This is a genomic window from Stenotrophomonas sp. STEN063 (assembly GCF_056854515.1).
Genome location: NZ_JBXFWF010000053.1, coordinates 1 through 15,511, shown reverse-complemented (window position 1 = coordinate 15,511; position 15,511 = coordinate 1). Strand labels below are relative to the sequence as shown.

8 protein-coding genes are annotated in these 15,511 nt (G+C 62.9%); 6 read left to right on the top strand and 2 right to left on the bottom strand.

The window, feature by feature from the left end; translation table 11 throughout:
• Positions 1–29 precede the first annotated feature (29 nt).
• Positions 30–977: a DUF6708 domain-containing protein gene (locus AC1VWL_RS13965; RefSeq protein WP_313495120.1), complete on the top strand. Its 948-nt coding sequence runs from the start codon at positions 30–32 to the stop codon at positions 975–977.
• A 307-nt stretch (positions 978–1,284) separates the two neighbouring features.
• Complete coding sequence (locus AC1VWL_RS13960) at positions 1,285–2,079, top strand: DUF6708 domain-containing protein (RefSeq protein ID WP_482987092.1); 795 nt, start codon at positions 1,285–1,287, stop codon at positions 2,077–2,079.
• Between the two features lie 102 nt (positions 2,080–2,181).
• Here AC1VWL_RS13960 and eda read toward each other — a convergent pair whose 3' ends face one another.
• Positions 2,182–2,820, bottom strand: coding sequence for a bifunctional 4-hydroxy-2-oxoglutarate aldolase/2-dehydro-3-deoxy-phosphogluconate aldolase (eda, locus tag AC1VWL_RS13955; protein ID WP_313493920.1), 639 nt, complete (start codon positions 2,818–2,820; stop codon positions 2,182–2,184).
• Positions 2,807–3,829 carry a sugar kinase gene (locus AC1VWL_RS13950; RefSeq protein WP_482987091.1) on the bottom strand — a complete coding sequence of 341 codons (1,023 nt, stop codon included), beginning with the start codon at positions 3,827–3,829 and terminating at the stop codon, positions 2,807–2,809. Before AC1VWL_RS13950 ends, eda begins: the two co-directional genes overlap by 14 nt.
• Before the next feature lie 273 nt (positions 3,830–4,102).
• On the opposite strand from AC1VWL_RS13950, the gene AC1VWL_RS13945 reads away from it, so the two are divergent.
• The 4 genes from AC1VWL_RS13945 to AC1VWL_RS13930 all read left to right on the top strand — a co-directional run bounded on the left by AC1VWL_RS13945 (position 4,103) and on the right by AC1VWL_RS13930 (position 15,357).
• Positions 4,103–6,868, top strand: coding sequence for a TonB-dependent receptor (locus AC1VWL_RS13945; RefSeq protein ID WP_482987090.1), 2,766 nt, complete (start codon positions 4,103–4,105; stop codon positions 6,866–6,868).
• A 209-nt stretch (positions 6,869–7,077) separates the two neighbouring features.
• Positions 7,078–10,248 (top strand): TonB-dependent receptor, encoded by a 3,171-nt coding sequence (locus AC1VWL_RS13940; RefSeq protein ID WP_482987089.1) that lies wholly within the window; start codon positions 7,078–7,080, stop codon positions 10,246–10,248.
• 78 nt (positions 10,249–10,326) lie between these two features.
• A complete protein-coding gene (gene pelA / locus AC1VWL_RS13935) occupies positions 10,327–11,400 on the top strand; it encodes a pectate lyase (protein ID WP_482987088.1) in 1,074 nt (357 codons plus the stop codon).
• A 168-nt stretch (positions 11,401–11,568) separates the two neighbouring features.
• Entirely contained in the window at positions 11,569–15,357 is a 3,789-nt protein-coding gene (locus AC1VWL_RS13930; RefSeq protein ID WP_482987087.1) for a LamG-like jellyroll fold domain-containing protein, read from the top strand.
• The last annotated feature ends 154 nt before the right edge of the window (positions 15,358–15,511 follow it).

The window sequence follows — 15,511 nt, the reverse complement described above, 5'->3', positions numbered from 1 at the left end:
GAGCACCAGCGGGCAGCGGAGACACCCTGATGCACTACCAAGGAATCATTCCAGGTCGGCCATTTCCAATCAATCGACCGCTGAGCGATCAGGATCATGCGAAAAGGCTGCATCAACGAGATCGGTGGGATGACGCTGCGCCTTACTCGGATCTGACGGTTGTCAGGGTTAATTCTACCTATATGGAAATAGTCGATAAGTACTACGGGTGGAAGGGGTGGGCGGCTTTTATGCTCGGGCTGTTAACACTGGTGCCTTTTTTATTCGGTTTTGTTTTTCTTTCTATTGGGGTCGACTTGCTGACTGAGGGGGAGGCGGAGGGATTCTACTTCGGGGTAGCTGCCTCCGTATTGCTTTTTATTATGGCCGGAGTTGGTTGGTTTTTAGGTCGTTTTGAATGGGCCTATTACACCCATTATCCAATTCGCTTGAATCGCAAGGAGCGGATGGTTTACGTGTTCCGCAAGGACGGCACGGTGTTGAGTGCGAGTTGGGACGAACTTTTCTTTACCCTCGACCGTGACGCGGTGTGGTGGGAGATTCGTGCGCACGTGTTGGAAGAAGACGGGGTGACAGTGAAGGAAACCTTTGCACTGGGTGCCTACAATTCGGATAACTCCAACGAGGGAGTGCGCATGCTGTATGCGCATTGGGAATTCTTCCGCCGTTACATGGAAGAAGGCCCCGCCGCAATCGCACCTTATGTGAAACAGGTGGCGCCGGTGGAAGGAAAGCGCGAGTCTTTCCGCGTCGGTTATGAGGTGCTGGCTTCCCACATGCGGACCGATAATCCGATGCTGAAGATTCTGTACTTTCTGGATTGGCCACTTACCGCGCTCTCGTCGCTGACCCGCTGGTTGGCCATGCGTAAAGGAAAGATCCCGTTCTGGCCGGCAGAGATCGAAGCACGCAATGTGGTTGAAGCAGACGACCCGTTCTGCATCGATGCGCGAATCAACCCGCCCATTTTCCGTTGATGAGCGACAGGGAGTTGAGGGTGCTACGGCGCATCGGGCGGCTTGTGCAGAACGCTTCGCTGGGTCGCGGTCTGCGTGGGCGTGAGATGGCTGAGCGCTATTCCGATGAAGTCGGTAGCGCGCGGGAGTACCAACGGGCAGCGGAGACACCCTGATGCACTACCAAGGAATCATCCCTGGTCGGCCATATCCAATCAATCGCCCGTTAAGTGATCAGGATCATGCGAAGAGATTGCTTCAGCGAGATCGGTGGGATGACGCTGCGCCTTACTCGGATCTGACGGTTGTTAGAGTAAATTCGACGTACATGGAGCTTGTCGACAAGTACTACGGCTGGAAGGGTTGGGCGGCTCTGATGTTTGGCTTCATGGCGCTAATGCTCTCTGGATTCAGCTTTTCCTGCATTTCACTTGGGATCGACAAGCTGCGAGAAGGCGATGCTTTTGGCTTCTACTTCGGACTTGGTGCAGCGCTAGCATTCGGAGGTATGGGATTCATTGGTTGGTTCCTAAGCCGCTTCGAATGGGCCTACTACACCCACTATCCAATCCGTTTGAATCGAAAAGATCGAATGGTTTATGTGTTCCGCAAGGACGGTACGGTGCTGAGCGCGGGTTGGGATGAGCTGTTCTTTACCCTAGACCCTGACGCTGTCTGGTGGGAAATCCGTGCCCATGTGCTGGGTGAGGACGGCGCAACGGTGAAGGAAACCTTTGCATTGGGTGCGTACAGTACGCTCGATTCCCGTGAGGGAATGCGCGTGCTATACGCCCATTGGGAGTTCTTTCGCCGTTACATGGAAGAAGGCCCCGCTGCTATCGCGCCCTACGTAAAACAGGTGGCACCAGTGGAAGGAAAGCGCGAGTCGTTCCGTGTCGGCTACGAGGTACTCGCATCCAATCTGCGGTCCGATAACCCGGTACTGAAAATTCTTTACTTTCTGGATTGGCCGCTTACCGCGCTCTCGTCGCTGACCCGCTACCTGGCCATGCGCAAAGGAAAGATCCCGTTCTGGCCGGCGGAGATCGAAGCGCAGAATGTGGTTGAAGCAGACGACCCGTTCTGTATCGATGCGCGGATCAACCCGCCCATTTTCCGTTGATCAGCGTCTCGGCGCGGCGTGCAGCATGGCGTCGCGCTTACTTGGGTTGCGGCGTCACCAGCTCCCTTTGCCGAAGGCAAGGGGAGCGGTGACACTCTGAACTCACCCTGGCAAAACGGCCGCAGCGCGTGCCAAGGCTTCAATCCCAGCCCAATCGCGCGCCTGCAGCAACTCACGCGTGGTCAACCACGAGCCGCCCACGCACAGCACATTTGGCAGGTGCAGGAACTGCGATGCGGTCTGCGCACTGATGCCGCCGGTCGGGCAGAAGCGCACGTCACCGAACGGGCCATTCCAGGCCGACAGCATGCCCACGCCACCGGCCTGTACGGCCGGGAAGAACTTGAAGGTATCCAGGCCCTGCTCCAGCCCGCGCATCAGTTCCGAGGAGGTGGCAACGCCAGGCAGGAACGGCAGGTCGGTATCGCGTGCTGCGGCGTACAAGGTGTCGGTGGCGCCGGGTGAGACCGCGAAGCGGCCGCCGACGGACTTCACTTTCTCCATCTGTGCCGGGGTCAGCACGGTACCTGCGCCGACCACGGCATCCGGCACGGCCTCGACCATGGCCTTGATCGCATCCATCGCGTTTGCGGTGCGCAGGGTGACTTCGATCACCGGCAGGCCGCCGTTGAACAAGGCCTGTGCGACCTGCACCGCATCGTCGACGTTGTCGGGAGTGAACACCGGAATCACCGGGGCCAGTTTGAGCACTGCGCGTACGCGCGGATCAGCGCCGGACATCGAACTTTCCTTCGCCCATCAGGGCCATGACGTCGGCCACGCCGACTGGGTTGAAATCACCGGGAATGGAATGCTTCAGGCAGCCTGCGGCCAGGCCGAAACGGATCGTGGTTTCCGCATCCATGCCTTCGATCAGGCCGTGCAGCACGCCGGCCGCGAACGCGTCACCACCGCCAATACGGTCGACGATATCGGTCAGCTCTTCGGCTGGCGCCAATGCACGGGTGCCATCACGGCCGAGCAGCATCGCGCCCAGCGAATGGTGGCCGACGCTATGCGCTGTGCGCTGCGTGCAGGCCATGTATCCCAGGCGCGGGAACGCGGCGAATGCCATTGCCGCAGCAGCGTCCACGCGCGCCTGCGGTTCGGTCTGGTTGAACTCGCCGCCCAGCACCACGCCGATGTCGCGGTAGTCGGCAAACACGATGTGTGCGCAGTCGAACAGGTCGCGCAGGATCGCCTTGGCGTCGCCGCCCCAGCGTTCCCACAGCTTGGGCCGGAAGTTGCCGTCGAAGGACACCTTGATGCCGCGCTCGTTGGCGGCGCGTGCGGCGGCCAGGGTCGCCTGCGCGGCTTCCAGGCCGAGGGCCGGGCTGACCCCGGACAGGTGCAGCCACTGCGCGCCCTGCAGCAGCGCCGGCCAGTCGTAGCTGTCGGCGCGGGCGCTGGCGAAGGCCGAGTCGGCGCGGTCATAGACCACTTCGCTGGGCCGGTGGCCGGCGCCGGTGGTGAGGAAGTACAGGCCCATGCGGCCATCGCTGCGGCGCACGCGCGCGGTGTCCACGCCATGCCGGCGCAGTTCGCCAGCCACCGCTGCACCCAGCGGGTTGTCGGCGACCACGCTGATCATCGCCACGTCGTGGCCGAAGTGCGCCAGCGACACGCCGACATTGGCTTCGGCACCGCCGGCATGCACGTCCAGCGTGGGCGACTGCAACAACAGCTGGTTACCAGGCGCGCCCAGGCGCAGCAGCAGCTCACCAAAACAGACAACACGGGGGGAAATCATCGCCATTCCTGTCTCCTCGTCGATCGGCGCGCATCATGGCACGGTTGATTGACTATCGGTGTCATTTGCCTGTGACTGTCCCTCCGACTGCCCGTGTTACCGTCCCCCGATGTCCTTCAGACAATGGTTTCCGCCCTGTTTGAGTCCTGCTGCACTGCAAGATGCTCCCTCTTCACGCAGCTGCTACTTTCCATTTTGACCAGCGGTGTCATCCGGCGCAAAGCACAAGCCGGAGCCACTGCATCGCATGCAAACCTTGGAGAGGGGAAGCACATGAATCCACGTAACTCGCAGAAAAAGACACCGGTTACCTTGCTCGCGTTGGGGATCAGTTTGGCCCTGCAGGCAGGCGTTGCCATGGCCCAGGACGTCGCTGCGCCGGCCGCCGGCACCGCCGCCACCGAACTGGATGCAGTCACCGTCACCGGTTACCGCGCCAGCGTGGAGAAGGCGCTGGACATCAAGCGCGGCGAAGCCGGCGTGGTCGATGCCATCGTCGCCGAGGACATCGGCAAGTTCCCCGACAGCAACCTGGCCGAATCGCTGCAGCGCATTCCCGGCGTGGTGATCACCCGTGATGGCGGCGAAGGCCGCAACATCTCGGTACGCGGCCTGGGCCCGGACTTCACCCGCGTGCGCATCAACGGCCTGGAAGCACTGAGCACGGTCGGCAGCAGCGACGGTCAGGGCGGTACCAACCGTGGCCGTGGTTTCGACTTCAATGTATTCGCCGCCGACCTGTTTACCCAGTTGATTGCGCGCAAGACCGCATCGGCTGATGTCGAGGAAGGTTCGCTTGGCGCCACCGTCGACCTGCGCACTGCGCGTCCGTTCGACTATGACGGCCTGACCATCGTCACCAACGTGCAGGCCTCGTACAACGATGCTTCCGAATCGGCGATGCCGCGCTTTGCCGGCTTGATCGCCAACAGCTGGGCCGATGGCAAGTTCGGCGCGCTGCTGTCGGTTGCCTACTCCGAGCGTGAGACGGTTGAAGAGGGCAGCGGCACCGTGCGTTGGGCTGGCGGCACCACAAATGGTGGCTTCAACGCTGCCTCGCCGTTCAAGGATGCCTTGAAGGCAGACGTATACGCGCCGCGCTTCCCGCGCTACACGTTGATGGAACATGATCAGAAGCGTCTGGGCGTTACCGGTGCGCTGCAGTTCAAGCCCAGTGACCGCACCACTTTCAGCCTGGATGCGCTGTATTCCAAGATCGATGCCAAGCGCGATGAGAAGTACATCGAGGCCAATGGCCTGAGCAAGTCCGATGCGCTGGGCAAGCGTGAGATCATCGTCAACAACGGCGAAGTGCGCAACGGCGCACTGGTTTACGCGGAAATGGACAACGTCGACATCCGCGCCGAGAACCGTCACGACGAATGGACCACCGAGTTCTACCAGCTCAGCCTGGATGGCGAACACCGCCTGACCGACAACTTCACCATCACCGGCAAGGTGGGTACCTCGCGCTCCAAGCATGAGAACCCGATCCAGGCCACCATCATGATGGACAAGCTCAACGTCGACGGCTACAGCTACGACTACCGTGGCAACCCGAACAAGCCGGTCTTCAACTACGGCGTCAGCCCGACCGATCCCACCGGTTGGACGCTGTCCACCATCCGTCTGCGCCAGAACTACGTCACCAATGATTTCGACAACGGCCAGCTGGAGTTCTCCTGGCTGATCGGCCCGTCCTTCACCCTGGAAGGTGGTATCCAGGCCAAGAACTTCAGCTTCGACTCGATGGAGCGCCGTCGCGTCGGCAATGAAACCAACGTGCCGAACTTCAGCACTGGCAGCAAGATCGTCCCGGTCAACATGACCGAGCTGGCCAGCCTCAACGGCATGTCCGGTTCGCCGGGCAAGTGGGTGGTACCGAACTTCAACGGTATCGCCAACGAATTCGGTGTGCTCAGCGGCGAAGGCATCTATGCGTTGGCCGACTACGCCGCCAGCATCCGCAGCGTCCAGGAGCAGGACCGCGGTGGTTGGCTGATGGGCAAGTTCGGTTTCGACATCGGCTCGATCCCGTTCAGCGGCAACATCGGCGCGCGCTACGTCAAGACCAAGCAGACCTCGACCGGTATCGCCACGGCCAGCGGCACGCCGATCAGTACCACGGTCAGTCGTGAGTACAACGACTTCCTGCCGTCGCTGAACCTGGTGGCGGAGATCACCCCGGACTTCCTGATCCGCTTCGGCGCGGCCAAGGTGATGTCGCGTCCGGGCCTGGGCAGCCTGACCCCGGGTGTCACTGTCAGCGTCAGCGGCAGTGCGCGCACCGTCAGCGGTGGTAACCCGGCATTGGATCCAATCCGCGCCAAGACCGCCGACCTCGGCTTTGAATGGTACTTTGCCGAAGGTGCGATGCTCGGAGTTGGCCTGTTCTACAAGGACATCGAGAGCTTCATCCAGCCGACCCGCGAGAGCCGCGTCTATTCGACCAGTGGCCTGCCGGCGAGCCTGCTTGATAACCTCAATGCCAGCGTCAATGACGAATTTGTGTTCAGCACCCCGGTCAACACTCCCGGTGGCGACCTGACCGGTGTCGAGTTCAACTACACCCAACCCTTCACCTTCCTGCCGGGCAAGTGGGCAAACTTCGGAACCCAACTGAACTACACCTACGTCGAGTCGAAGATCCAGTACGTGACTTCCGCTGGTGTGATGGCACAGAAGGATGACCTGACTGGTCTGTCGCGCAATTCCTGGAACGCTACCCTGTTCTACGAAGGTGACAGCTGGTCCGGCCGCGTGTCGGCGACCAACCGTGACGATTACCTGATCCAGGTACCGGGTACTGAAGCTGGTTTCGACAGCAAGGGCCTCGGCGTGCACGGCCAGAGCGGCACCACCTTCATCGATGCGTCGATCCACTACCGCATCAGCGACCAGCTGGAAATCAGCCTGGAAGGCGCCAACCTGACCAACGAAGCACAGGAGTCGTGGGTGTCCAACCCGTCGGTATCGCTGCCGCTGGAATACAGCGAGACCGGTCGCCAGTTCACCCTGGGTCTGCGTTACAAGTTCTGATAGCCGCCGTTTGGCAGGGACCGGAGCGCACTCTCTCCGCAGCTCCGGCCCTGCCCTTTCATCCTCCGCAGGCCATGGTCATGCCATGGCCTGACGGCTGTCCACGTGCGGCCGCAACGGCCCGACAGCACGCCTGAATCACTCGCCAGGGATATCCCCACACCCCTTCCAGTCCGCTTGATTCCCCGTCCGGGGAAGGAGCCCACCGTATGGATCGTAAGCGCCGTTTTGGAAAGACACCGGTTACCTTGTTGGCAACCGCCATTGCTTCGGTTTTGACTGCTCCCCTCGCCTTCGCCCAGTCCCCACCTGCGGCCGCCGAGGCCACCCAGCTGGATGCAGTGAACGTCACTGGCTACCGCCAGAGCCTGCAGAAGTCGCTGGACGAAAAGCGTTACACCACCGAACAGGTGGATGCGATCTTCGCCGAGGACATCGGCAAATTCCCCGACCAGAATCTTGCCGAGTCGCTGCAGCGCATCGCCGGCGTATCGATTGATCGCGAAGGCGGCGAAGGCCAGCGCATCTCGATCCGTGGTCTGGGCGCGGACTTCACCCGCGTCCGCCTCAACGGCCTGGAAGCATTGGCCACCGCCGGCAACGGCAGCAGCGGCGTCAACCGCAGCCGCGGCTTCGACTTCAATACCTTCGCCTCCGAACTCTTCAGCCAGGTCAAGGTCAACAAGACCCAGTCGGCGCAGATGGATGAAGGCTCACTGGGTTCGACAGTGGACCTGCGTGGCTCGCGGCCGTTCGATTTCGCCGGCTTCCAGGCATCGGCCTCGGCACAGGCCGGTTACGGCGAGCTGTCGGAGAAGTACGACCCGCGCTTCTCCGGACTGATCAGCAACACCTGGGCCGATGGCCGCTTTGGTGCCTTGCTGTCGGGCTCGTACAGCAAGCGCAACGTCTACGAGGAAGGTTACAACCCGGTGCGCTGGGAGCACGGCAACCACCGCAACTCCAACCAGTCCACCGCCGCCAACAACGGCACCTATGGCTTCTGTTCGCCGGTGGGCTACAACCCGCAGACGCCGCGTAATCCAGCCTCGAATGAAACCCCGGCGGGCAGCGGCAGCCAGGCCAACCAGGACCGCAACAATGGCTGGGGCAGCTATGGCATCAGCGCCACCCATTGCGGCACCGGGCTGCCGCGCCCGGCCAATACGCCGGAGAACATCGCCGCCTACGAGACCGCGACCAATGCCTGGATCCCGCGCTACCCGCGTTACATCCGCACCGCGCATGAGATCGAGCGGCTGGGTGTAACTGGCGCGTTCCAGTTCCGTGTTTCCGATGACACCCTGCTCAGCTTCGATGCAATGTACTCGAAGCTGGACAAGGACCAGCGCGAAGACTCCATTGGCGCCAACCTGCACCGCGCCGCCAACCTCGGCGGCAAGACCCAGATCGTGGTGCGCGAGGCCGAGGTCGACGCGCAGAACCGGCTGATCTACGGCGTGTTCGACAATGTTGATTTCCGCACCGAGTCCAGCCTGATCGAGGAATCGACCACCTTCCAGCAGTACAGCCTGAACCTGGAACATCACTTCAACGACGCGGTGAAGATGGAGGCCGTGCTTGGCCACTCCAGCTCGGACTATGAGCGCCCGGTGTTCTCGCTGGTGAGCTTCGACAACAGCAATGTCGATGGCTTCGTGATGGACATGCGCAACGGCGGCGACATGCCCAACATGACCCTGCCCTTCGCCTTGAACGACCCGGCGGCATGGTCGTGGCTGGGTTACGGTGCGGTGCCGGTCAACAGCAACGGCACCGCGCGCGGCAGCAACATCAGCGAAGTGCGCTTGAACCCGAGTTACGTCAACAACGCCTTCGACACTGCCAAGGTCGACCTGCAGTTCAACATCAATCCAACCTTCACCCTGCGTACCGGCCTTGCCTACAAGGACTACGACATGGAGTCGGAGGAGTACCGCCACATCAGCTACGGCCGCCTGGCCCAGGCCCTGCCGGCGGGCGTTACGGTCGGTGACCTGAGCACCACGCTGACCGGCTTCGGCAAGAACCTGTCCGGCAATGTGCCGAACGGTTGGCTGATCCCGGATTTCGGCAAGATTGCCGAGCTGCTCAACATCAACTGCAATTGCGACACCGGCGTGCAGGGCGGTGACTACCGTCTGGCCGGCGTCGGCCACTTCGGCGCTTCCAACAACAACTTCGAGGTCAACGAGCGCAGCCTCGGCGGCTACCTGCAGTTGGACTTCAACACCGAACTGTGGGACCGCGCCTTCCGCGGAAATATCGGCGTGCGCGTGGTCAATACCCAGATCAGCTCTTCAGGCTGGGCACCGTGCAACGCAGCCACATCGGGCAACAACTCGGCCAACTGTGAATCGTTCTTCGGCGTGGCCAGCGCGACGGCTGCAGCTGGTGAACGCTCGCTGGTGCGCTCTGTGGTCAACCACAGCTACCAGGACGTGCTGCCGTCGCTGAACCTGGCCTGGGATGTGGCCGAGAACGTGGTGCTGCGTTTCGGCGCAGCCAAGACCATGGCGCGACCGACCCTTGCCTACCTGTCACCCAGCGTCAGCGGCGGCCCTACCGGGTACTTCGATGATGGACGCGTGTTCGCGATCAACCTTGGCAATCCCAAGCTCGATCCGTTCCGCTCGACCAACTACGACTTGAGCGCGGAGTGGTACTTCGGTGACGGCGGCCTGTTGTCGGCGGCGCTGTTCTACAAGGACATCGACAGCTATGTGCAGCGCACCCGCCTGCTGACCACCTGGGGTGACATGGGCTACTCGCTGGACCTGTTGCCGGCTGGCTTCACCGCCGACACCTTGTTCAACGTGCAGAGCTACTACAACACCCCGGGCGGCCCGCTGAAGGGCTACGAGTTGAGCTACCAGCAGCCGTTTACCTTCCTGCCAGGCATCTGGAGCAAGTTCGGTATCCAGCTCAACTACACGCATGTCGAGTCGAGCATCAAATACATGTTCAGCTCGGCCGGCAACAGTAATACCAGCATCACCACCACCTTCACCGACAACGACCTGGTCAACCTGTCGCCGAATTCGTACAACGCTACTTTGTACTATGACGATGGCAAGTTCAGCGCCCGTGTTTCCACCAGCTACCGCGACGGCTACATCGGCGAGATCCTCAGCCAGGAAAGCGTCTGGGACCTGGACGGCAACCAGTTCGCAACGCCGGATGTAACCGGCAAGAACAGCGTGCGCAATGTCGACTTCAACATGTCGTACAAGGTCAACAAGAAGCTGTCGCTGACCTTCGAGGCGATCAACCTGCTCGATACGCCGGACCGGCGCTACGTGGATTCGTCGCTGCAGATGGCCGACCGCTACACCGTGACCGGCCGCCAGTACTACGTCGGCGCGCGCTACAAGTTCTGAGATGGCGCGCGCGCAAGGCCAATGCAGCACCACCGGGATGCCAGCACGCTGGGGTCCCGGTGCATGCAGGAGGATGCGATGAGGCGTATGTGGTTATCGACCGCGCTGTTGATCAGCGCGGGCTGGAGCTCCGCGGCGGTGCAGGCAGCCGCGCCGCGCACCGAGCCCGAAGCCGAGAATATGCTGCTGCTGCAGACCGCTTCCGGCGGTTGGTCCAAGCAGTACCAGGGCAAGGCGGTGGACTACCTGCGGGTGTTCAGCGCCGACGAGCGCGCAGCGTTGCAGGCCCCGGATCGGCTGGATGACGCCAACATCGACAACAAGTCGACCACGCGCGAGATCCGCCACCTGCTGCAGGCCTGGAAAGACACCGGCAACGGCGCATATCTGGGCGCTGCACGGCGCGGCGTGGACTATCTGCTGGCCGCGCAGTACGCCAATGGCGGCTGGCCGCAGTACTACCCCGAGCGTTCGCTGTACCGGCATCAGATCACCTTCAACGACGACGCGATGACCCGCGTGCTGGACCTGCTGCAGGACATCGCCGAAGGTGCGCCCGCGGTTGCGGGCCTGCCGCCGGATTGTGCAGGCAAGGCCAACGCCGCCTTGCAGCGCGGCCTGCAGAATGTGCTGGCCACGCAGGTGCGAATGGATGGCCGACTGTCCATCTGGGCCGCGCAATACGACGAGGTCAGCCTGCAACCGGCCAAGGCGCGTTCCTACGAACTGCCATCGCTTGCTGTATCCGAGTCGGTAGGCGTGCTGCGGCTGTTGATGCGGCAGCCCGAGCCGAGCCCGCAGACCATCGAGGCCATTGAAGCCGGCCTGCAGTGGCTGCAGGCCAATGCCTTGCCGGGCTTGGCCATGCGCAAAGTTGAGACACCGGAACAGCCCAGTGGCAAGGACGTGCTTATAGAACCTTTGGCAGGCGCACGGCTGTGGGCACGCTTCTACGATCTGGACCAGGGGCGGCCGATGTTCGTCAATCGCGAGGGTGAGCGTGTGGCGCGCTTCGCGGATATTCCGAACGAACGCCGGGTAGGTTATGCCTGGTATGGCGTGTGGCCGGAGCAGTTGCTGGTGCGGGAGTGGCCGAAGTGGGCGCAGCGGCATGGGCGAGAGCAACCCCTCTCCCGGACGGAGAGGGGCTAGCTGTTCCCTTCTCCCTCCGGGAGAAGGTGGCCCGAAGGGCCGGATGAGGGTGAGGGCGAAGCCCACGCAATCCTGCATTGCGGATGTGCTCGACCCTCTCCCCAACCCCTCTCCCGGAGGGAGAGGGGCTTAAGCAAGGCAGTCAACCGATTTGGAACGAGTTAGACAATGAACCAGAAAACCGTGTTGCGTCCCACCCACCTCGCCTGCGTGCTGGGCCTGCTGTTGGCACCGCTGAGCGCGGCCGCGCAGTCGCCGGAGCTGCTGTTCCGCGTCTCGGCGGACAAGGGCTTCGTCGCCGACAGCGCAGGTGGCGATGCCACGCCGAACTTCCAGGACAAGGTCAGCCTTGTCGACGATGGCGCGCATCGCCGTGCGATCCAATGGCAGGACGACGGCGTGCTGTCGTGGAATGCACCCGGCAACATCCAGGCCGAGCGCGGCACCTTGTCGTTCTTCTGGCGCTCGCGTTACGCAGTGGGCGAAGCACCGTTCGTGATCTTCCGCGTCGGCTACGCCGACCACAGCAGCTGGGACATGGCCTGGCTGCGCATCGACTGGAACGGGCACGGCTTCGATGCCTTCGTCACCGATGCCAACCTGGCCCGCACCCGCGTCTCGTTCAAGCTCGACAAGAATCCATCGCCCGAGCAATGGCAGCACATCGCCTTTGCCTGGGACGAGGACAAGGGCGTCAAGTTGTTCGTCGATGGCCGTGAAGTCGCGCAGGCGGCAACCACCGGCGACTACGACGCAGCGCTGGACCAGCTCGGCCTCGCTGGCCGGGTGATGGCGCCCTACCAGGTGCAGAGCCGTTACAACTTCCTGCGTGGCAGCGACTTCGACGAGATCCGCGTCTATGACCGCATGCTCGATGGCGCCGGTGTTGCCGCGCTTGCGCGCAATGCCGAGCCGCGCAGCGCCGAGGGCGGCAGCGCCTCGCAACGCGCCTGGTGGCACCGCTATGGCTGGGAAGGTGCCGCACCGCCGGCACTCAGCGCGCCGACCACAAGCATCCGCAAGGTCGAGTTCGCCGATGTAAAGGACAAGCTGCAGTGGATGTGGAAAGGCACCGACGGCATTGCCGAAACCACCTGGCCCGGCGTCTACAACCGCTCGCGCCTGCCCGGCCGCAATGATTACTTCCAGCTGCCGGACTGGAACACCTATGTCGAAGGTGGCCAGCAGCTCGACCTGACGGTTCCCGAAGGCGAGCACATCAATCGCATCGAGATCCGCGGCGCCGCCTACGGCGAGCTGAAGGGCACAGCCGGCACCCTGTTCGAGCGTCCGCAAGGCGTGGTGCGCAGCGTGGACAGCTTCGCCGACCAGGTTGGTGGCACGCTGCACTTCCACAACACCGCGCAGGAAACGCCGATCCAGGAGATCTGGGGCTATCAGGTCAGCGACGCGGCCGAGCCGGAAGGCACGGTCAAGCAGCGCTACCAGATCGACAGCAGCGTATTGCCGGATTACACCAATATCGCCAGCCTGCGCGACTACATCGACGGCCGTTTCGCGCCGGATGAGCGCAGCACGGTGATGGCGCTGCCCAAGGGCGCAGGCTCGCGCAAGCGCGCTGCCGACAGCCTGCCGGCCAAGCCCATGCCGATCGTGCATGTGCTGATTCCGTCCGGCGTCGGCGATGCCCCGGCCGCGCAGCCGCTGATCCGTAGCTGGGCGCACAGCTGGGAGAACATGTACGACGGCCTGGATGGCGTGGCGATCGATATCCCCGCATTGGACCTGCCGGCGACGCATGACGGGCTGATCCCGCTGAACATCCGCATCAAGGACCCGATCTGGCCGGCACGCGACATGATCGATGTCTCGGTGTCGGTGAAGCCGGGTGAAGCACGCACGCTGTGGCTGGACCTGCGCGACCGTATCCTCACCGCTGACAGCCTGTGGATCTCGGTGGCCTCGGCTGCGCCAGGCTTCAATGCCGCATCGCTGGACGGCGCCGAAGTGCGGTTGGTGTTCAAGGACCGCAAGGAGGCGATCAAGCAGCATGTTGCCGACCGCTTCAACCAGGTGCGTGACAACTGGGGCTTCCTGGTCGAGGAGCACACCACCTCCAAGCGCCAGCGTTTGTACTCACGCGTCTATGCCGATCTGAGTGATCTGCTGCGGGTCGATCCGGACCATGAGCTGGGCCGCTTGTACTGGAACTACATCAGCTACAACAGCCAGGGCAAGCCACCGTTCGAGCAGCCGCAGGCGCCGAAGGGCGTGCCGTTGTGGGCGTTCCGCCAGGTTGAAGACCTGAAGTACGTGCGTCGCTTTGTCGACTGGTGGATCGAGAACCGGCAGGTCGCTTACGGCGATTTCGGCGGCGGTATCTCCGATGACAGCGACCTGACCCAACAGTGGCCGGGGCTGGCACTGATGGGCGTGGAACCCGAGCGCCTGAACCGCTCGCTGACCGCACTCTCCGATGCGGTTTACCGCAACGGCATGTTCTCCAATGGCCTGAGCACCATCGAGACCGATGAGCTGCACGCCTACGAGGAAGGCATCAACGCCAACAGCGCGATGCTCTACCTCAACTGGGGCGATCCGCTCACCGTCGAGCGCCTGATGGAGACGGTGAAGGCCTTCGACGAACGCATCATCCTGCGCAACCCGCAGGGCAACCTGCTGTTCTCCAGCAACTGGTTTGGCGGCAACAAGGTCTACCGCGAGCCGAACTGGCAGTGGCAGAAACCGTATTCGTTCCCGGCGCTGCATCCGGCTTTCCTGATCGGCGAGTACAACGCCGATCCGACCGGCCGCAAGCTGGTCACCGGTCTGGCTGACGGCTATCTGGCCCACGCCTACCAAGACGACAAGGGCCGCTTCACCCTGCCCAACGAGATCAACTGGGCCACGGGCAAGACCCGCGGCGGTGAGTTGAACCAGGGCTCGGGCAGCGGCGATGTGATGCACACCTTCTGGGCTGCATGGCGCTGGACCGGCGACGCCAAGTACCTGCAGGCGCTGGACTACCGCGTAGTGCGCGGCGGGCCGGGGGTGCTGTCCAACCTCGGCGAGAACTACGTCGATGTGCTGGGCAGGCAGCAGGACTGGGGCAAGCAGCTGGTGGCCGACGCCGACAAGGGCGGCAGCGGCTTCACCGCGATCAGCGCCTGGCAGCAGACCGGTGACAAGAAGTACCTGGAAACGCTGCACGCCGACGGCATCCAGGCCAAGGCGCAGCGTGAGTACATGAACACCGAAGGCCACTGGTGGAGCGACCGCGTCGAAGCACCGAGCGAGTTCCTGCAGCGCCTGCGCCTGGGTGGCATCGGCTTGAAGCGCAACCAGAGCTGGCCGGGGCATACGGTGAGCTGGCAGTTCGCCCAGCCTGAGGGTGCCGAGCAGGTCGCCTTGCTGGTGCATGCGCCGTCACGCGAGCGCTTCAAGGTGATTGCCTACAACCTTGGCAATACGCCGCTCGAGGCGACCATGACCGGTTGGAATGTCGCCGCCGGCACCTGGCGTGTGCGTAGCGGTGTGGATCGCGATGGTGACGATGTGATCGACGGCAAGGCGGAGGTTCGCGAGGTGCTGCTGGAGAAGAGCGTCGGTACGCCGCTGCGGTTTGCACCGAAGCAGAACCAGGTATTCGAGTTCGAGCTGGTGACGCCGGGCACGCCGGTGGAGACGCGCGCGGATCTGGGCATTGGTCGCGGCGACCTGAAGATCGACGGCGAGCGTGTGCTGTTGACCGTGCACAGCCTTGGGCATGTCGGGACTGGCGTTGGCTATGCGGTGTTGGAAGATGCGCGCGGTCGTGAAGTTGCGCGGGTTGCGGTGCCTGCATTGGAAGCGCCGTCGGATCTGTCGCCGCGGACGACGACGGTGGAGCTGCAGATGCCGGCCGGGTTCAAGCGCGAGGGCGCGAGCGTGCGGGTTGGCCTGGAAGGGGATGGGGCTGAGGTGACCAAGCTCAATAACCGGCTGCCGCTGCAGTGATTGTTCAAGTCCCTCTCCCGAAGGGAGGGACTTTGCTGACTGTAGTGGGGGGGGGGGGGGCGGGCGGGGGGAGAGGGGGGTGGGGTTTGGATGGCCCCGGGGGCGGGCGTGGGGGTGGTGTTGTGGGGGGGGCGGCGGGGTGGTCAGAGCGCGG